Origin of the sequence: Shinella kummerowiae (assembly GCF_009827055.1) — a bacterium.
Taxonomy (GTDB): domain Bacteria; phylum Pseudomonadota; class Alphaproteobacteria; order Rhizobiales; family Rhizobiaceae; genus Shinella; species Shinella kummerowiae.
Map to the genome: position 1 here is coordinate 83,087 of NZ_WUMK01000012.1, position 16,209 is coordinate 99,295.

The 16,209-nt window shown below is 62.5% G+C and carries 20 protein-coding genes, 1 tRNA gene and 1 pseudogene; 11 read left to right on the forward strand and 11 right to left on the reverse strand.

Going from position 1 to position 16,209, the window contains the following annotated elements; genetic code table 11:
* Positions 1 to 206: 206 nt before the first annotated feature.
* From GR138_RS26675 to GR138_RS26685, 3 genes are read left to right on the forward strand one after another with little or no spacing between them, the layout of a single operon-like run.
* Positions 207 to 854: a hypothetical protein gene (locus GR138_RS26675; RefSeq protein ID WP_160862303.1), complete on the forward strand. Its 648-nt coding sequence runs from the start codon at positions 207 to 209 to the stop codon at positions 852 to 854.
* The gene (locus GR138_RS26680; RefSeq protein WP_160862304.1) at positions 851 to 1,213 is read left to right on the forward strand and encodes a phage tail assembly chaperone; all 363 of its coding nucleotides are present in this window, start codon (positions 851 to 853) and stop codon (positions 1,211 to 1,213) included. The genes GR138_RS26675 and GR138_RS26680 overlap by 4 nt, the downstream gene beginning before the upstream one ends.
* A gap of 4 nt (positions 1,214 to 1,217) precedes the next feature.
* Positions 1,218 to 2,105: a hypothetical protein gene (locus GR138_RS26685; protein ID WP_160862305.1), complete on the forward strand. Its 888-nt coding sequence runs from the start codon at positions 1,218 to 1,220 to the stop codon at positions 2,103 to 2,105.
* On the opposite strand, the gene GR138_RS26690 is transcribed toward GR138_RS26685, so the two are convergent.
* The 4 genes from GR138_RS26690 to GR138_RS26705 all read right to left on the reverse strand — a co-directional run bounded on the left by GR138_RS26690 (position 2,102) and on the right by GR138_RS26705 (position 3,152).
* Entirely contained in the window at positions 2,102 to 2,341 is a 240-nt protein-coding gene (locus GR138_RS26690; protein ID WP_160862306.1) for a hypothetical protein, read from the reverse strand. The genes GR138_RS26685 and GR138_RS26690 overlap by 4 nt on opposite strands.
* A gap of 22 nt (positions 2,342 to 2,363) precedes the next feature.
* On the reverse strand, positions 2,364 to 2,549 hold the full coding sequence (locus GR138_RS26695) for a hypothetical protein (RefSeq protein WP_160862307.1): 186 nt from the start codon (positions 2,547 to 2,549) through the stop codon (positions 2,364 to 2,366).
* 64 nt (positions 2,550 to 2,613) lie between these two features.
* Positions 2,614 to 2,883, reverse strand: a complete 270-nt coding sequence (locus GR138_RS26700; RefSeq protein WP_160862308.1) for a hypothetical protein — start codon at positions 2,881 to 2,883, stop codon at positions 2,614 to 2,616.
* A gap of 192 nt (positions 2,884 to 3,075) precedes the next feature.
* A tRNA-Arg gene (locus tag GR138_RS26705) sits at positions 3,076 to 3,152 on the reverse strand.
* A 158-nt stretch (positions 3,153 to 3,310) separates the two neighbouring features.
* On the opposite strand from GR138_RS26705, the gene GR138_RS26710 reads away from it, so the two are divergent.
* Entirely contained in the window at positions 3,311 to 3,541 is a 231-nt protein-coding gene (locus tag GR138_RS26710; protein WP_160862309.1) for a hypothetical protein, read from the forward strand.
* A 62-nt stretch (positions 3,542 to 3,603) separates the two neighbouring features.
* On the opposite strand, the gene GR138_RS26715 is transcribed toward GR138_RS26710, so the two are convergent.
* Positions 3,604 to 4,764 carry a M20 aminoacylase family protein gene (locus GR138_RS26715; RefSeq protein ID WP_160862310.1) on the reverse strand — a complete coding sequence of 387 codons (1,161 nt, stop codon included), beginning with the start codon at positions 4,762 to 4,764 and terminating at the stop codon, positions 3,604 to 3,606.
* A gap of 131 nt (positions 4,765 to 4,895) precedes the next feature.
* On the opposite strand from GR138_RS26715, the gene GR138_RS26720 reads away from it, so the two are divergent.
* Together GR138_RS26720 and GR138_RS26725 are read left to right on the forward strand one after the other, a co-directional pair.
* Complete coding sequence (locus GR138_RS26720; RefSeq protein WP_160862311.1) at positions 4,896 to 6,008, forward strand: D-alanyl-D-alanine carboxypeptidase family protein; 1,113 nt, start codon at positions 4,896 to 4,898, stop codon at positions 6,006 to 6,008.
* Between the two features lie 16 nt (positions 6,009 to 6,024).
* Positions 6,025 to 7,200, forward strand: coding sequence for a CobW family GTP-binding protein (locus GR138_RS26725; protein ID WP_160862312.1), 1,176 nt, complete (start codon positions 6,025 to 6,027; stop codon positions 7,198 to 7,200).
* 3 nt (positions 7,201 to 7,203) lie between these two features.
* Here the strand turns inward: GR138_RS26725 and GR138_RS26730 are convergent, their stop codons facing one another.
* The 5 genes from GR138_RS26730 to GR138_RS30375 all read right to left on the reverse strand — a co-directional run bounded on the left by GR138_RS26730 (position 7,204) and on the right by GR138_RS30375 (position 11,298).
* Positions 7,204 to 7,452, reverse strand: coding sequence for a sulfurtransferase TusA family protein (locus GR138_RS26730; RefSeq protein ID WP_160862313.1), 249 nt, complete (start codon positions 7,450 to 7,452; stop codon positions 7,204 to 7,206).
* Positions 7,449 to 8,966: a L,D-transpeptidase family protein gene (locus tag GR138_RS26735; RefSeq protein ID WP_160862314.1), complete on the reverse strand. Its 1,518-nt coding sequence runs from the start codon at positions 8,964 to 8,966 to the stop codon at positions 7,449 to 7,451. Before GR138_RS26735 ends, GR138_RS26730 begins: the two co-directional genes overlap by 4 nt.
* Positions 8,967 to 9,173: 207 nt before the next feature.
* The gene (locus GR138_RS26740; RefSeq protein ID WP_160862315.1) at positions 9,174 to 10,127 is read right to left on the reverse strand and encodes an acetyl-CoA carboxylase carboxyltransferase subunit alpha; all 954 of its coding nucleotides are present in this window, start codon (positions 10,125 to 10,127) and stop codon (positions 9,174 to 9,176) included.
* 77 nt (positions 10,128 to 10,204) lie between these two features.
* Complete coding sequence (gene xerD / locus GR138_RS26745; RefSeq protein ID WP_160862316.1) at positions 10,205 to 11,152, reverse strand: site-specific tyrosine recombinase XerD; 948 nt, start codon at positions 11,150 to 11,152, stop codon at positions 10,205 to 10,207.
* The gene (locus GR138_RS30375) at positions 11,149 to 11,298 is read right to left on the reverse strand and encodes a hypothetical protein (protein WP_202402872.1); all 150 of its coding nucleotides are present in this window, start codon (positions 11,296 to 11,298) and stop codon (positions 11,149 to 11,151) included. The genes xerD and GR138_RS30375 overlap by 4 nt, the downstream gene beginning before the upstream one ends.
* A 131-nt stretch (positions 11,299 to 11,429) precedes the next feature.
* Here GR138_RS30375 and GR138_RS26750 point away from each other — a divergent pair, with 131 nt between their 5' ends.
* The 3 genes and pseudogenes from GR138_RS26750 to GR138_RS26760 form a co-directional block, all read left to right on the forward strand.
* Positions 11,430 to 12,008, forward strand: coding sequence for a shikimate kinase (locus GR138_RS26750; RefSeq protein ID WP_160862317.1), 579 nt, complete (start codon positions 11,430 to 11,432; stop codon positions 12,006 to 12,008).
* A 10-nt stretch (positions 12,009 to 12,018) separates the two neighbouring features.
* Positions 12,019 to 13,146 carry a 3-dehydroquinate synthase gene (gene aroB / locus GR138_RS26755; protein WP_160862318.1) on the forward strand — a complete coding sequence of 376 codons (1,128 nt, stop codon included), beginning with the start codon at positions 12,019 to 12,021 and terminating at the stop codon, positions 13,144 to 13,146.
* Between the two features lie 218 nt (positions 13,147 to 13,364).
* Positions 13,365 to 14,063: pseudogene (locus GR138_RS26760) on the forward strand (transporter associated domain-containing protein); the annotation flags it as partial.
* Here the strand turns inward: GR138_RS26760 and GR138_RS26765 are convergent.
* Positions 14,064 to 14,345, reverse strand: a complete 282-nt coding sequence (locus tag GR138_RS26765) for a BolA family protein (RefSeq protein WP_160862320.1) — start codon at positions 14,343 to 14,345, stop codon at positions 14,064 to 14,066.
* Between the two features lie 120 nt (positions 14,346 to 14,465).
* Between GR138_RS26765 and GR138_RS26770 the strand changes: the two genes are divergently transcribed.
* Entirely contained in the window at positions 14,466 to 15,089 is a 624-nt protein-coding gene (locus tag GR138_RS26770; RefSeq protein ID WP_160862321.1) for a J domain-containing protein, read from the forward strand.
* 121 nt (positions 15,090 to 15,210) lie between these two features.
* Positions 15,211 to 16,209: a cobaltochelatase subunit CobS gene (gene cobS, locus GR138_RS26775; protein ID WP_069060844.1), complete on the forward strand. Its 999-nt coding sequence runs from the start codon at positions 15,211 to 15,213 to the stop codon at positions 16,207 to 16,209.

The following is a 16,209-nucleotide window of genomic DNA, read 5'->3' on the forward strand; positions in this document are numbered from 1 at the left end:
ATAGAGCGCCGTCTTGCTGACATGGCGCGCGCTGACACGTCTCTCCGGTGCACCACGTCGCACTACGACCCGATCCTGACGCCAATCATCACCAGCTTTTTCTCTGTTGGCTTCGCCGCGTCCGCCGTCGGACAGGCTGTCATTGGCGGCATTGGCCTTCTGGCGACAACTTCGATTAGTCTGGGTATCCAATATAGGAGCCGCCCATGACCGCCGTGAACGTTCTCGTCCTCGAAGACAGCGCCGTAATCGTCACCGACACCCTTGGCATCCAGCCGAGCGGCCGGCGCCTTCATGCCACGAAATGCATTCCCCTGCCTCACATGAAGCTGGCAATTGCCACGCGCGGAACGCTCGCGGCGAACGGCATGTTTGCCCGTATCCTCGCGCTCGAGGCGACGGATTTCGAGAGCGCACGCGCGTTCCTCGATCGCAGTTTTCGCGAACTCTCCACCATCACCTACGAGGACATGAGCGAGAACCACGCATGGAAGGTCGGCATAGACCTATTCGTTGCGGGCTGGAGCAAGAAAGGCCCGGCCGCCTTTACGGTCTCGACGCTCAATACCGGATACCGGGTGCAGGATATCCCCTATGTCGCGATCACTCCGACCGTTCCGCAACACGTCTTCAAGAGCTTCAGCGACGATCCGATTGCGAATATGCCGGCACTTCTCGCCGCCCAGGCGAAGGCCGATCACAACGTCGGTGGGTTCATGAATGTCACCCACGTCGGCGAGCGGGAAATCGTGACCTATTCCGCCGGCGCTATCCCGTCGCCGATCGTAACCGAACTCCCGACACCCGAGCCCAAGTTGCCGGAAGCCTTCGCCAAGCATCTGAGGAAGCCATGACGCGAAACTTGAAAAGCCTCCTCGTCGCCGCTCTGAGGGAACAGCTTGCGACGGGCTCGTCGGCCCGCATCCCCGCAGGTGGCGATCTCATCTGGCAGTGGTTCAAGGACCTATCGTCAACACGCACCGCACACGCCGCTGGCGCGAACCCCATCTCGTTCGCCGAGATGGAGGCATATTTCCGCCTGCGCCGCGTCAGCCCCGGCGAGCACCATGTCGACATCCTTCTCGCCATGGATGCCGTTTTTCTCGGGCACATCCATGAGGGCAGCAGGCCGTTGCCGGAAGGCGTGAAAGCGCTCCCGCCGATCAGCAAGCGTCCACTCACGGCTGGCCTTTTCGATAGCATGACGGGGTGACACCATGGTCTATCTCGATCACTTCCTCTCGGCGCGTGACAGGAAACCGAAACCCGTTCGCAAGTCGGACAGCGAGCAGTTCGTCTCTGCCGTGATGGACACTTTACGCGACTGGCGGTTCTCCCCGTTTCAGAACGAAGCGGGCACGCGCCACGCCCTGCGCAACTGGTTTATCGAGCACGGCCATTCGTGGGGGCTTTCCGACGCCGAGGCCCTGGCCTTGATCGGGAACGCATTCGATGCTCTTGGCGTGAAGCGGCCAAGCTGGTTGGAAGGGCAGTGGTACTACACTGAGGGCAGGACTCAATGTGTCTGGTGCGCTGGTGACATAGACGAAGAGGACCAGGCGCGCGGCTTCCGGTTCTGCTCGACGGTTTGCGCCAAGAGCGCGCTGGAGAAGCGCTACCGGGATTCGCAGACCCACGGCGATATGGTCTATCAGCGGGCACATTATGAGATTGCCGTGAACAGCTCGCCGGCTCGGCCGTGCAAGATATGCGGCACGATGTTCAAGAGCCGTCAGAAAGGCGCCCAGCACTGTTCTCGAGCCTGCAGTCGCGCTGCCAAGGGCGATCTCCTCGCCAACATCAACTGCGCGGAATGCGAAACACTCTTCCGCCCGGCCGGCCGCACCAAGAAATATTGCTGCAAGGAGTGCGCTAACAAGGGCGTCATCAAGACACGCGAAGCGAGCCTTCCACCCGAAAAGAGCTGCGAGTGCTGCCGCGTTGTCTTCCGGCCGAGGGTGAGCTTTGCAGTCTACTGCTCACCGCGGTGCTCAAGCATGATGGCAAATCGCGCCTATCGTGCACGGAGAGCGCCAGCCCGCATTTTCACATTCCCGCCGCTCACCCCGGCAATCTTCGACGGGTGGTTCAGGAGGGCTGCTTAAATCTCGCGTATGCCTCTGGTCTCATAGACTGATGGCTCTGGTCCGGCCGCCTCGGTCTCGTCCGCAATGGCGCGATCTACCTTTTCAATCGTTTCCTGAATGGAGACGAGATCCTGAATGCTTCTTTTTGCGTTGTTTCGAAACTCGCCGTCTATTTCCTCGACGGCACCGACCGCGACCTCTCGACGCAATTTCACCAGATATTCTCGTATTGCCTGCAAATTTTCGACGGACATTGAATTCCCAATCCTTTGTAGGTCAGCCTACCTTAGATTTTACAGCGTCATCTATCTTCGCGATGATCACCGAGAGCGCCACGCTGATCACACCGAAGCCGAACGCGGCCGTAGCTAAAATCTCATGGATCGCGGACTTAGCCGTGACTACGACGAACACGCCGCCGGCAATCTGAAGTAGCCCAAGGATCATTATCAGTGCAGCCATGATTTCCTCTCTGTTTTGGCGAGGAGATTGGCAGGATGCACGCGGGAGTCAAGAGACATGGAACTCACGACGCAAAGGCGGCGAGAAGCTGGAACACAAAGCCAACGAACATGAGAAAGAGACCGACTCGTGCCCTGAAGCCGAATACCTTCCTGTCGCGCGCCGCATCTCTTTTCATTTCACCCAGTGTCTTCCCATCAGGGAACCTAAAGCTGTCATCGACCCCAAGTCCTCCTCCCGCGTCAAAAGAGGGCTGGGGTAGAGCGAAGAAGAAAACGATGCCAACACCCATGATATTTGCGATGAGGCCGGCCACATTGAGGTAAAAACTCATTGGATTCCTAATCTTCGAGTGGAGCGCAGGCTTCCTTGGTCCGAGACGCTGCCAGAGCATTTCGCATGTTGCAATCCATGTCGCACGGATTCGCGGTGAACTCAGGCGATTGCCGGGAAATCAGGGTGTTCAGACTGCAACATGCGCGACATGGCGGACAGGCGGGAAACAGTTATATCCATTTGATTTCTTTGGTGATCCCGCCGCGATTCGAACGCGGGACCCCCAGATTAGGAATCTGGTGCTCTATCCTGCTGAGCTACGGGACCACTGACTGCACCCATACAAAAGCCCGGGCGCGAAGCCAAGAGATTTTCCGCGGAACGTTCATGCGTTCCATGCGGAACAGCGCGGCGGGCCAGCCCATGCGACAGTCGGGTCATCGGATGGAGATGGCTCCACCCACCAAAACCCAAGGACACTCGCCATGCGCAAGATAATGCTTTCCGCTATCGTCGCAACCGTCGCGGCGCTTTCCTTCGCCGCCCCTTCGCAGGCCGGCGGCTTTTCGATCGGTTTCGGCTTCGGCCATGGTTGGGGCCACGGCGCTCACGTCACCATCAGCGACGACTATGGCTACGACTGCTTCTGGAAGAAGGTGAAGCGCTACGACAAGTGGGGCAACCTGGTCATCAAGAAGATCCGCGTCTGCCACTGATCGCATACATCCGATCCTCCCCGCCTCGCCCGGCTGACGTCCCTGCAGCCGGGCTCTTTTTGTCAGGCGGCGAGCCGGCTTTCGGCGAGTTTGACCCAATAGCTCACGCCATGCGGGATGGCGTCGTCGTTGAAGTCGTAGGCCGGATGGTGGAGGCCCGCGGTATCGCCATTGCCGAGGAAGATGAAGGCGCCGGGACGGGACAGCAGCATGTAGGAAAAATCCTCGCCGCCCATCATCGGATCAAGCGCCGGATCGACCGCAGCCTCGCCGGCAATCTCCTGAGCGACGGCGACGGCGTGGCCGGTTTCGTCCGCATGGTTTGCCGTGACGGGGTAGTTGCGATGATAGCCGACCGTGATCTCCGCACCATGCGCTGCGCCAAGACCCGCGCAGATCTGGCGGATGCGGGCTTCCGCCTCCCCTCGCATCTCCGCGCTCAGCGTGCGCACCGTGCCGGCAAGCTGCGCCTGCTCGGGAATGACATTGTGGGCGAAGCCGGCATTGAACTTGGTGACGGAGACGACCAGCGAGGCGATCGGATCGGCAACGCGCGACACGATGGTCTGGAGCGCCGTCACCACAGCGGCACCGATGACGATCGGATCGACGGTCTTGTGCGGCAGCGCCGCATGGCCGCCGCGGCCCTTGACCGTGATGACGAATTCGTCGGTCGCCGCCATGATTGGCCCCGGACGCGTGCCGAAGGAGCCGACCGCCATGCCCGGCAGGTTGTGCATGCCGTAGACTTCGGCAATGCCGAAGCGCTCCATCATGCCGTCCTTGACCATTTCGTTGCCGCCGCCGCCACCCTCTTCGGCCGGCTGGAAGATGACCGCGACATTGCCGGAGAAGTTTCGCGTCTCGGCAAGATACCTCGCCGCGCCGAGCAGCATGGCCGTGTGGCCGTCATGGCCGCAGGCGTGCATCTTGCCCTTGACGGTGGAGGACCATGGCTTGCCGCTTGTCTCCTCGATCGGCAGCGCATCCATGTCGGCGCGAAGGCCGATCGTCCGCCCCTCGCCCTTGCCACGGATGAGGCCGACGACGCCGGTGCGGCCGATGCCGGTGACGATGTCATCAACGCCGAATTCGCGGAGTTTTTCTGCCACGAAGGCCGCGGTCTTCTCCACGGCAAAGAGGATTTCCGGCTGGCGATGGATGGTTCGGCGCCATTCAGCGATTTCGTCCTGCATTTCTGCGGCGCGGTTCAGAATGGGCATGCGATCTTCCTGTCCTGTTCGGCCGGAAATTTGGCCATCTCTCTTCGATGGCTTTGCCATCACGGTGCCATATAGGTTAAATAGGGCGACGGTTCGAGACAACTCCCGATTTCGAGGACACACCCTTGCTGATGAACGGACGAACGACGCGCCGGAGCGCACGGCTTCTGAGTACCGCCCTGCTGCTCGCAGCATCCCTTCTGACCACGACGGCAACGGCCGCCCCGCGCATGCTGGTGGACGTCAACACGCTCCAGGTCATCGAGCACGAGGATGCCTTCCAGCGCTGGTATCCGGCCTCGCTCACCAAGCTGATGACCGCCTACACCGTCTTCCGCGCCATCAAGGCCGGCGAACTGTCGCTGGAAAGCCCGGTCGTGATGAGCAAACACGCCGCTGCCGAGCCGCCGAGCAAGATGTATTTCAAGCCCGGCCAGAAGATGACGCTGGACAGCGCGCTGAAGATCATTCTGGTCAAATCGGCAAACGACGTGTCGGTCGCCATCGCCGAATCGATCGCCGGTTCGGAGCAGGGTTTCGTCGACCGCATGAATGCCGAGGCCGCCCGCATCGGCATGAGCTCGTCGCACTTCATCAATCCCAACGGCCTGCCCGGCAAGGGCCAGTACACGACAGCACGCGACCTTGCGGTTCTCGCCGTGACGCTGAAGCGCGAATTCCCCCAATACGCGCCCTATTTCGCACTGGAAGGTTTCACCACCGGCAAGAAGCAATATCCGAATTTCAACATGCTGATCGGCCGCTTCGATGGCGCGGACGGCATGAAGACCGGCTTCATCTGCGCCTCGGGCTTCAACCAGGTGTCGTCGGCCACCCGCAACGGCCGCAGCGTCGTTTCCGTGGTGCTTGGCTCCGACAGCCTCGGCGCCCGCGCCGACATCTCGGCCGGCATGCTGGAAAAGGGCTTGACGATGCGCGCGGGCAAAGTGCCGACGCTCGGCCAGCTGCGCCCCTATGGCGAAACGCGCGACATCGTCGCCGACGTCTCGCAGGAAATCTGCTCGAAACACGCCGCCAAGGTGCGCAGCGAAGGCCGCGACGAAGCCGGCCGCCAGAAACTGGTTTCACCCTATATCCACGAACTGGACCGGCCGCTAAAGTTCGTCTTCGCCGGCCTTCTGAACGGCGAAGCAGCGAAGACGGCCGGCGACGACAAGATTGCCGCCGGCGACATGGGCGATGTCGCCAATGTGCCGATCCCGATCCCGCGCCCAACCTACTGACCTGACAGGATAGACCATGACCCTCGCTGAGCGGCGCGTGCCGGTTTCCGTGTTGACCGGTTTTCTGGGTGCGGGCAAGACAACCCTGCTCAATCGCCTGCTGAAGGACCCGTCGCTCACCGACACGGCCGTCATCATCAACGAGTTCGGCGAGGTGGGCATCGACCACCTGCTCGTGGAACAGTCGAGCGACGGCATCATCGAACTGTCCGACGGCTGCCTGTGCTGCACGATCCGCGGCGAACTGGTCGACACGCTGGCCGACCTGATGGACCGCATGCAGACGGGCAAGATCCAGCCTTTGAAGCGCGTCGTGATCGAGACGACCGGCCTTGCCGATCCCGCTCCGGTGCTGCAATCGGTCATGGGCAATCCGGTGCTCAGCCATTCATTCAGCCTCGACGGGGTGATCACCGTTGTGGACGCCGCAAATGGTCTTTCGACGCTTGCCCATCACCCGGAGGCGGTCAAGCAGGTCGCCGTCGCCGACCGTGTTCTGATCAGCAAGGCCTCGCTTGTCGATAGGACGACGGTGGAGGCGGTGAGGCAGGAAATCGCCGCCCTCAATCCGCGCGCGGTGGTGTCCGATGTCGATACACCCGGCCTGGTCGGCCCGGATCTGCTGGCCAACGGCCTTTACGACCCCGGCAGCAAGAGCCCCGATGTGCGGCGCTGGCTGCACGAGGAGACGCATGGACATCACCATGATCACGATCATGGACACGGACATGATCATGGGCATGGCCACGACCATCACCATCATGACCACGAGCATCATCACGGGCATCAGCACGCCCATGACGTGACCCGCCACGACGCGACGATCCGCTCCTTCAGCATTGTGCACGACCGCCCGGTCGATCCGATGGCGCTGGAGATGTTCATCGACCTGCTGCGCTCTGCCCATGGCGAAAAGCTGCTGCGCATGAAGGGCATCGTGCTGATGTCCACCAGTCCGGAGCGCCCGCTGGTGCTGCATGGCGTGCAGAGCGTCTTCTATCCGCCGGAACGCCTGCCTGCCTGGCCGGAAGGATCGGACCGCCGCACACGGCTGGTGCTGATCACCAAGGACCTTCCCGAAGCCTTCGTGCGCGACCTGTTCGACGCGTTCACCGGCACGCCGAAGATCGACCGCCCGGACCGCGCGGCGCTGGAGGACAACCCGCTCGCCATACCGGGCCTGCGGCTTTAAACTTCAGGGTTTCTTGCGGATCAGGAAACGATGCCCTGCCTCGACGCGCTCGCTCGTTTCGAGCGCGTGGCCATCCTCATGGCAGAAGTGGGGAATGTCGATGACGGCCAGCGGATCGGTGGTCTCGACCCAGAGCGCCGCCCCCGCCGCCATCGACGACAAGCGCTTGCGCGTCTTCATCACCGGCAGGGGGCATTTCAGCCCGCGCAGGTCATAGATTTCTATGTCGTCGCGGGCCGCTGTGGCGGTCATTTCTGCCAGAATTTCCAGAACGGCTTTTCAGCCTTCTTCTCGACGACTTCAACATTGGCGTTGTCGCCCGGAACCGGGAGTGCGCCGGCGCCTTCGGCCGGTGTTTCCACACGCTGGCCGGCGGTCTCGGTCGCCGGGTTTCGCGCTTCCTTGCGCGTCGCCTGCTCACCGGTCTCAGTCGTTACCTGCTGTTGCGTCTGCTGCGTCACGGTCGGGACCGGCTCGGCCTTGCGCGGCTCGTCGTCCTTGGCCCACAGCTTCCAGAACGGCTTGGGTTCCTTCTTCTCGACGACGGCAACGCCCGGATTTTCCTCCGGCACGGGCAGTGCCCCCTTGCCTTGCGCCTGCTTGGCCGCCTTTTCGGCAGCCACGTCGGCGGCAAAGGCCTCAGCTTCCTCGACCTTCTTCTTTTCGGCTGCAAGCTTGGCCTCTTCGGCCTCCCGCACGGCGCGTTCGGCGGCCTCGACCTTGCGGCGCTCGGCTTCTTCGGCCTTGCGCTTCTGTTCGGCGATCTCGCGCGCCGTCATCAGCTTGCCGGCATCGAGCGAGTTGCCGGTCGGTGCGTAGGCGAGTTCGCGGCCCTTGCGCTGGTCGGCGACGATCGCCTTGCGCTGAGCTTCCGAGGGCTCGACCCAGACCGTGCCATTATATTTCTGCATCGCCGTCGCGTAGGCCGCGGCATAGGTCTTGTTGTAGCTGCCGAGCGCCACTTCCAGCGCCGCCGGCGTCGTCGTCGCCGGGCAGGCGCCGGTCGGGGAGAACGGTTTGTCGGATTGCTGATTGAAGACGTACTTCTTCTCGCAGACATTGACCTCGGGCGGACGCTTCGTCAGCTCGAAATGGTCGTAGCCGACCTTCAGCATCTTCCAGAATTGGATATTCGGATTGTCGCGATGGCGCGCCATGTTTTCCGCGGTCATGCGGAAGGGGAAGGCCTGAAGCTGGATGGTCGACTGCCCGCCGCCGAACGCGTCGCGGGCGAAGGCGAAGATCTCCACCATCTGCTCGTCGGTCATCGAATAGCAGCCTGACGACGAACAGGCACCGTGGATCATCAGATGCGTGCCGCTCGCCTTGTTGGCGCGGTCATAGGTGTTCGGATAACCGGTGTTGATCGCGAGATAATAGCTGGAATTCGGGTTCATGTTCGCCTTGGAGAGCGGATAGAACCCTTCCGGCGCCTGGCGGTCGCCTTCCTTCATCTTCGGGCCGAGCTTGCCGGACCAGGCGCAGATCTTGTAGTTGCGCACCAGCTTGAAGCGGTTTGCGCGATCCGCCTTCCAGAGCTCCAGGCGCCCTTCTTCCTTGAAGATGCGCAGCAGCATCGGCGAGGAGCGATCGATGCCCATGGAGGACAGCTTGCCCAGAACCGCCGAAGACAGCTGGTAATTGGTCTTGCTGGAAACCTTGGTGATATCGACGTCGACCTTGTCGAACGTGTCAAGCGTCTCGTTGGTGCAGCCGCTAGCGGCCACAGCGAGGAGCGATACAGCGGCAAGAACAGTCAGGCGCATTCGAAAGGTCCGTCAACAATCGTCAGATCGCATGCCGTCGCGCCACAAGGCGCGGACGCGCAGTCGTAACCGGCTTATACTTCATAAATTCTTAACCGGAAATTCTTTCGCGGGGCTGCCGGAAAAACCGCAACCTTCTCAGACACAAGGATTATGGCCGAGATTGGGCGATGGCGGCGCTGAGGCCGCCAATCGGCAAGAATCGGCTCAGAGCTGGCGTCCGATGTTGAGGTAACGCTGGCGGCGGTCCTTGCGAAGCTGGTCGCCCGGCTTGGCGCCAAGATCCTTGAGTGCGGCCGCGATGACATCGCCGGTGCGGGCGATCACCGCCTGCGGGTCACGATGCGCTCCGCCGACCGGCTCCTGGATGATGCCGTCGATGATGCCGAAGGCCTTCAGGTCTTCCGCCGTGATCTTCATGTTGCTCGCCGCTTCCTTGGCGCGGGTGGAATCGCGCCACAGGATGGAGGCGGCTCCTTCCGGCGAGATCACGCTGTAGATCGCATGTTCCAGCATGTAGACGCGGTCGCCGGTGGCAATGGCGATCGCGCCACCCGAACCACCCTCGCCGAGCACGACGGAAACGATCGGCACGCGGACATTGAGGCACATTTCTGTGGAGCGGGCGATGGCTTCCGCCTGGCCGCGCTCTTCCGCGCCGATACCCGGATAGGCGCCGGCGGTGTCGATCAGTGTGATGATCGGCAGGCCGAAGCGGTCGGCCATTTCCATGACGCGGATCGCCTTGCGGTATCCTTCCGGCCGCGCGCTGCCGAAATTGTGCTTGAGGCGCGACTTGGTGTCGTTGCCCTTTTCCTGGCCGATGATGGCGACGGCCTCGCCGCGGAACCGGCCAAGACCGGCCTGGATCGCCTCGTCCTCGGCAAACTTGCGGTCGCCGGCAAGCGGCGTGAACTCTTCGAAGAGCTGAGCGGCATATTCGAGGAAGTGCGGGCGCTGCGCGTGGCGGGCGACCTGCGTCTTCTGCCAGGGCGTCAGCTTGGAATAGATGTCGGCCATCGCCTCGCGGGCGCGGATTTCCAGCCGGCCGACCTCATCCGTCGTGTCGATGCTCTCATCTTCTTCAGCGAGCTTGCGCAGCTCGTGGATCTTGCCTTCCAGATCCGAGATGGGCTTTTCGAAATCGAGGTAGTTGTGCATGAGATGCGTTTCCGATCGTTTGCTCAAACCGCGCCAGGATACAGTCGGCCAAAAGGCCGGTCGCACCGAGAGGGGTCCTAATCCTGTTTTTTTGCCTGTTTGGCAAGAGGGTGATGGGTTTGAACGAGTTGGTGAAGCCGTTCTTCCAGCACATGGGTATAGATTTGTGTCGTCGAAATGTCCGAGTGGCCGAGCAATTCCTGCACCGCGCGCAGGTCCGCGCCGTTCTGCAGTAGATGACTGGCGAAAGCATGGCGAAGCACATGCGGTGACAGCGTCGAGGCGCGGATGCCGGCGCGTCCGGCAAGCGCCTTCAGGTCGCGCGCAAACACCTGTCGCGGCAAAAAGCCTTCCTTGCTTTGGGCGGGAAACAGAAAGTTACCCGCCGCCGGATCGTCGCCGATCTCCGCCGCCAACGCCTCGCCATAGGCGTCCAGTGCCGACACGGCGGCACGCGACAGCGGCACCAGTCGCTCCTTGTTGCCCTTGCCCTTCACCACCAGGAACCGCCCCGTCTGCGCCAGCACGCTCGCCGGCAGCGAGACGAGCTCGCTGACGCGCAAGCCCGTCGCATAGAGCAATTCGACGAGCAGATGCATGCGTCGCTTGATGAGGTGATTGCCGCCCGGCTCCGCCGCTTCCGTCTCCGCCCGCCCGATGAGGCGGTTGACATCGTCGACGCTCAGCGTCTTCGGCAGCGAACGCCCCTTCTTCGGCGCATCGAGAATGCCGGTCGGATCATCGCCGCGCAGGCCTTCGCCATAGAGGAACTTGAAGAACTGCCGCAATGCCGAAAGCCGCCGCGCCTGCGACGAGGCGGCAAAACCCTGTTTGGCGAGATGGCCGATATAGGCGCGCAGATCCTCCGGCGTCGCCTCGGTCAGGCGCACGCTCCGCTCATTGAGGAAGGAGCGCGCATCCTCCAGATCCCGCTCGTAGGACTGCAATGTGTTCGTCGCAGCGCCACGTTCGGCGCTCATCATTTCGAGAAAAGACTCGACCTGAAGGGCGGATGGATCCCTCATGGCTGCGGGTTCACCCGCTCGGAGGGAATCCGGATCGTCACCTCGCGTTCCGTCGGTTCGACAAAGGTCACCAGCGCCACCATCGTGCCGTAGATCGAACCGGCGATCACGGCGCAGAAGAACAGGAATCGGAAAAGGGTGGGCATGGCATTCTCCGGGACGATACCCTCCTATATCGCCTCCGCCTCCCTCAAGCGCAAGAGATCAGGCATCCGGCAGACTTGACGCTTCCGGTGCTTTTGTCGATACGGAAGGAGACGAAACCCCGGAAAAGACCATGACCGAGTTGATCGAACCGGCCCCTCTTACGCTCGCCGAGCAGGCCCGGGCAGCGCTCGGCAAGCGCAATCTCGTTCTGATCGGCCTGATGGGCGCCGGCAAGTCGGCAATCGGCCGCATGACGGCGCAGGCGCTCGGCATTCCCTTCATCGATTCCGACCACGAAATAGAACGCGTCTCGCGCATGTCGATCGCCGATCTCTTCGCGGCCTATGGCGAAGCGGAGTTTCGTGCGCTCGAAACCCGGGTCATCAAGCGCCTGCTGCGCTCCGGCCCGCGGGTCGTGTCGACCGGCGGCGGCGCCTATATCAATGAGAACACGCGAAAACATATCCGGCGCGGCGGGCTGACCGTCTGGCTGAAGGCCGATCTCGATGTGCTGTGGGAACGCGTCAACAAGCGCGACACCCGCCCGCTCCTGAAGACGGAAAACCCGCGCCAGACCCTCGAAAACCTCATGAACGCCCGCTACCCGATCTATGCGGAGGCCGATCTCACGGTCCTGTCGCGGGACGTTAAAAAGGAAACCATGGTGGAAGAGGTGCTCGCCGCGATCACCGCCGCCAGAAGAAGCTGACGAGATGACCATGACTGCCAATGCCATTGCCGGCCGCACCGTCCGGGTCGAACTGGGCGACCGCGCCTACGATATCCTGATCGGCCCCGGCCTGATCGCCACCGCCGGCCGCGAGATCGCCAGCCGCCTCAAGGGCCGCAAGGTCGCCGTCATCACCGACGAACACGTTGCACCGCTCTATCTCGACGGCTTCATGGCGTCGCTGAAGGCCGAAGGCATCGATTCCGTCTCGCTGGTGCTGCCGGCCGGGGAAAAGACAAAAAGCTTCGAACATCTGATCAGCGTCTGCGACAAAGTGCTCGCCGCCCGCATCGAACGCAACGACGCGGTCGTGGCTTTGGGTGGCGGCGTCATCGGCGACCTTACCGGATTTGCCGCCGGCATCGCCCGCCGCGGCTCGCGCTTCATCCAGGTGCCGACCTCGCTGCTGGCGCAGGTGGATTCCTCCGTCGGCGGCAAGACCGGCATCAATTCGCCGCACGGCAAGAACCTGATCGGCGTCTTCCACCAGCCGGATCTCGTGCTGGCCGATACGGACGTGCTCGACACGCTCTCGCAGCGCGAATTCCGCGCCGGCTATGCCGAGGTCGCGAAATACGGCCTGATCGACAAAGCCGATTTCTTCGCCTGGCTGGAAAAGAACTGGCAGGCGGTCTTTGCCGGCGGCGAGGCGCGCATAGAAGCGATCGCCACGAGCTGCCAGGCGAAAGCCGATGTCGTCGCCGCTGACGAACGCGAGAACGGCCAGCGCGCGTTGCTCAATCTCGGCCACACATTCGGTCACGCGCTGGAAGCCGCCACTGCGTATGACAGCGCCCGCCTCGTGCATGGCGAGGGCGTGTCGATCGGCATGGTATTGGCCCACCAGTTCTCCGCCCGCATGAACCTTTGCAGTCCCGACGACGGCAAGCGCGTCGAGGCTCATCTGCGTGAGGTTGGCCTGCCCACGTCGATGGATCAGATCCCGGGCGGCCTGCCGCCGGCGGGAAAGTTGATGGACGCCATCGCCCAGGACAAGAAGGTCAAGGGCGGCAAGCTCACCTTCATCCTGACACGCGGCATCGGCCAGTCCTTCGTCGCCGACGACGTGCCGCAATCCGAAGTCGTCGCGTTCCTTAAGGAAAAGCTGCCGCAATGACCGGCGACACGCCCACCGCGCTCGCTCCCTTCCCCTGGCTGCTGATCCTTCTTGTCCTCGGCCTGATTCCTCTCGCTATAATGATTTTCCGATCGCGTACACCGCTCGCCGCCCTTTGGCGCAGCCATCAGGAAACGCGCGAGACCGAGGGCGAACGCCGCAACGGGCAGACCGCCCGCGACAGCACCCCGAACAAGTCCGACCGCGAAAAGGCCGCGGGCATGCTCGACCTCGACGCGCTGGAAGTCTCCGACATCATGATCCACCGCACGACCATGCGCGCGCTCAATGCCGGTGACCGGCCGGAGGAGATCGTCAAGGCGGTGCTGGAAAGCCCCTATACGCGCATGCCGCTCTGGTCGGGCTCGGTGGACAACATCGTCGGTGTCGTGCACGCCAAGGATCTGCTACGCGCGCTCACCGTGCCGGGCGTCGAGCCGAAAAATCTCGACATCACCGAAGTCGCGCAAAAACCCTGGTTCGTGCCGGATACGACCACGCTCAAGGAACAGCTCGCTGCCTTCCTGCGCCGCAAGGAGCATTTCGCCACCGTGGTGGACGAATATGGCGAGGTACAGGGTCTCGTCACGCTGCAGGACATCCTGAAGGAAATCGTCGGCGATATTTCCGACGAGAAGGATGTCGACATCCAGGGCGTGCGTCAGGAGGCGGACGGCTCGCTCGTCGTCGATGGCAGCGTGTCGATCCGCGATCTCAACCGCTCCTTCGACTGGGCGCTGCCGGACGAGGAGGCGACCACCATCGCCGGCTTCGTCATCCACGAATCGAAATCGATTCCGGAAGAGCGCCAGGCCTTCACCTTCTACGGCAAGCGCTTCATCGTCATGAAGCGGGTGAAGAACCGCATCACCAAGCTGCGCATCCGCCCGGTCGAACCCGAGCCGCCGCGCGCCTGATCACCAGCGTGTCGGTTCGCCGGGTGCGGCCACCTCGACGGCGAGCGCGTGCAATCCGGCGTCGAATTCCGCCTTCACCAGATCGTTGATCGCCCGGTGCCGCGCCACCCGGCTCATGCCGGCAAAGGCGGAGGCCACGATGCGCACGCGCATATGCGTCTCGCCTTCGCCGTTGAATTCCGGCTTGTGGCCGGCATGCAGATGGCTCTCGTTGATGACCTCGAGGCGCTCCGGCGAAAAGGCGGCGCCGAGTTTTTCGGCGATGCTGGATTTCATGGACATGGGAAACCTTCGGCAATGTAAAATCACGCGCCGCAACGCAGAAAAAGGGTCCCACAAAGCCAGCAACATTCCGCTTTGTCAATTCTTGTTGCAGGCCTTCCGGAACCCCATAATGGGGCGATGAAACTCGATTCCAAATACTTCGACCGCATTCGCACGAAGCGGCGCGTGGAGCGTCCCGAACGTTCCGCGCCGACCTGTCAGTGGGACGGCTGCGAAGAGAATGCCGTGCATCGCGCGCCCGTCGGCCGCAATGCCGAAGGCCAGTATTTCATGTTCTGCTTCGAGCACGTCAAGGAATACAACAAGGGCTATAACTACTTCTCCGGCCTCTCCGACGGCGAGATCGCCCGCTACCAGAAAGAGGCCATCACCGGCCACCGCCCGACCTGGACGATCGGTGTCAACAAGGCCTCCAAGAACGGCCCGGCGCAGGGCACCGCCCGCTCTGGCACGGCCGGGGCAAATCAGCGCATCCGCGATCCCTTCGGCTTCGTCGAACAGGGCAAGGGACGCGGTCCACGCATGGAACCGCGCGCCAGAAAACTGAAAACACTGGAGGCGAAGGCCTACGACACGCTGGGTCTTGCCGCCACGGCAACGGCCCAGGACATCAAGACCGCATACAAAGCCCTTGTCAAAAAGCATCACCCCGATGCAAATGGCGGAGATAGAGGCTCGGAGGAGCGTTTTCGCGCGGTCATCCAAGCATATCAATTGTTAAAGCAGGCCGGCTTCTGCTAGAGCATTTTTGCAGCCGGGCGGAATCGCCCGGCGTCGCACAATGCGGTCAAGCAAAAAGCAGAGTTGGCGCACAACAGGATATCGGGCGGACGCGCGGGTGGCGGCGGCCCACGGAGACGTTATGAGCAAGATGGATCTCGATATTTCCAACCTCCCCGATACCACGGTATCCGTTCGGGAGGTTTTCGGCATTGATACGGACCTGCGCGTCCCGGCCTATTCCAAGGCGGACGCCTATGTGCCGGACCTCGACCCTGACTATCTTTTCGACCGCGAAACGACGCTCGCCATCCTGGCAGGCTTCGCGCACAACCGGCGCGTCATGGTTTCCGGCTACCACGGCACGGGCAAGTCGACCCATATCGAGCAGGTCGCCGCCCGCCTCAACTGGCCCTGCGTGCGCGTCAACCTCGACAGCCATGTCAGCCGTATCGACCTCGTCGGCAAGGACGCCATCGTCGTCAAGGATGGCCTGCAGGTCACCGAATTCAAGGACGGCATCCTGCCCTGGGCCTACCAGCACAATGTCGCGCTCGTCTTCGACGAATACGATGCCGGCCGCCCGGACGTGATGTTCGTCATCCAGCGCGTGCTGGAATCCGCCGGCCGCCTGACGCTGCTTGACCAGAGCCGCGTCATCCGCCCGCACCCCGCCTTCCGCCTGTTCGCCACCGCCAACACGGTCGGGCTGGGCGATACGACGGGCCTCTACCACGGCACGCAGCAGATCAACCAGGCGCAGATGGACCGCTGGTCGATCGTCACCACGCTGAACTACCTGCCGCACGACCACGAAGTCAGCATCGTCGCCGCCAAGGTGAAGCGTCTTGCCTCCGGCAAGGACGGCCGTGACACGATCTCGCGCATGGTGCGCGTGGCCGATCTCACCCGCGCCGCCTTCATCAACGGCGACCTGTCGACCGTGATGAGCCCGCGTACGGTCATCACCTGGGGCGAAAATGCCGAAATCTTCGGCGACCTCGCCTTCGCCTTCCGCGTCACCTTCCTCAACAAGTGCGACGAACTGGAACGCACGCTGGTTGCCGAACTCTACCAGCGCGCCTTCGGCGTCGAGCTGAAGGAAAGTGCCGCCAACATCGTGCTTGAGGCGACGGCCTGA

Excerpts from the sequence above, each read along its gene's own strand:
- GR138_RS26720 (WP_160862311.1), top strand. The coding sequence starts at position 4,896 with ATGAACGGACGAACGACGCGCCGGAGCGCACGGCTTCTGAGTACCGCC.
- GR138_RS26675 (WP_160862303.1), top strand. The coding sequence starts at position 207 with ATGACCGCCGTGAACGTTCTCGTCCTCGAAGACAGCGCCGTAATCGTC.
- GR138_RS26730 (WP_160862313.1), bottom strand. The coding sequence starts at position 7,452 with ATGACCGCCACAGCGGCCCGCGACGACATAGAAATCTATGACCTGCGC.
- GR138_RS26700 (WP_160862308.1), bottom strand. The coding sequence starts at position 2,883 with ATGAGTTTTTACCTCAATGTGGCCGGCCTCATCGCAAATATCATGGGT.
- cobS (WP_069060844.1), top strand. The coding sequence starts at position 15,211 with ATGAGCAAGATGGATCTCGATATTTCCAACCTCCCCGATACCACGGTA.
- GR138_RS26765 (WP_160862320.1), bottom strand. The coding sequence starts at position 14,345 with ATGTCCATGAAATCCAGCATCGCCGAAAAACTCGGCGCCGCCTTTTCG.
- GR138_RS26685 (WP_160862305.1), top strand. The coding sequence starts at position 1,218 with ATGGTCTATCTCGATCACTTCCTCTCGGCGCGTGACAGGAAACCGAAA.
- GR138_RS26680 (WP_160862304.1), top strand. The coding sequence starts at position 851 with ATGACGCGAAACTTGAAAAGCCTCCTCGTCGCCGCTCTGAGGGAACAG.
- GR138_RS26695 (WP_160862307.1), bottom strand. The coding sequence starts at position 2,549 with ATGGCTGCACTGATAATGATCCTTGGGCTACTTCAGATTGCCGGCGGC.
- GR138_RS26735 (WP_160862314.1), bottom strand. The coding sequence starts at position 8,966 with ATGCGCCTGACTGTTCTTGCCGCTGTATCGCTCCTCGCTGTGGCCGCT.
- GR138_RS26770 (WP_160862321.1), top strand. The coding sequence starts at position 14,466 with ATGAAACTCGATTCCAAATACTTCGACCGCATTCGCACGAAGCGGCGC.
- GR138_RS26715 (WP_160862310.1), bottom strand. The coding sequence starts at position 4,764 with ATGCCCATTCTGAACCGCGCCGCAGAAATGCAGGACGAAATCGCTGAA.
- GR138_RS26740 (WP_160862315.1), bottom strand. The coding sequence starts at position 10,127 with ATGCACAACTACCTCGATTTCGAAAAGCCCATCTCGGATCTGGAAGGC.
- GR138_RS26750 (WP_160862317.1), top strand. The coding sequence starts at position 11,430 with ATGACCGAGTTGATCGAACCGGCCCCTCTTACGCTCGCCGAGCAGGCC.
- aroB (WP_160862318.1), top strand. The coding sequence starts at position 12,019 with ATGACTGCCAATGCCATTGCCGGCCGCACCGTCCGGGTCGAACTGGGC.
- GR138_RS26725 (WP_160862312.1), top strand. The coding sequence starts at position 6,025 with ATGACCCTCGCTGAGCGGCGCGTGCCGGTTTCCGTGTTGACCGGTTTT.
- GR138_RS26710 (WP_160862309.1), top strand. The coding sequence starts at position 3,311 with ATGCGCAAGATAATGCTTTCCGCTATCGTCGCAACCGTCGCGGCGCTT.
- GR138_RS26690 (WP_160862306.1), bottom strand. The coding sequence starts at position 2,341 with ATGTCCGTCGAAAATTTGCAGGCAATACGAGAATATCTGGTGAAATTG.
- GR138_RS30375 (WP_202402872.1), bottom strand. The coding sequence starts at position 11,298 with ATGCCCACCCTTTTCCGATTCCTGTTCTTCTGCGCCGTGATCGCCGGT.
- xerD (WP_160862316.1), bottom strand. The coding sequence starts at position 11,152 with ATGAGGGATCCATCCGCCCTTCAGGTCGAGTCTTTTCTCGAAATGATG.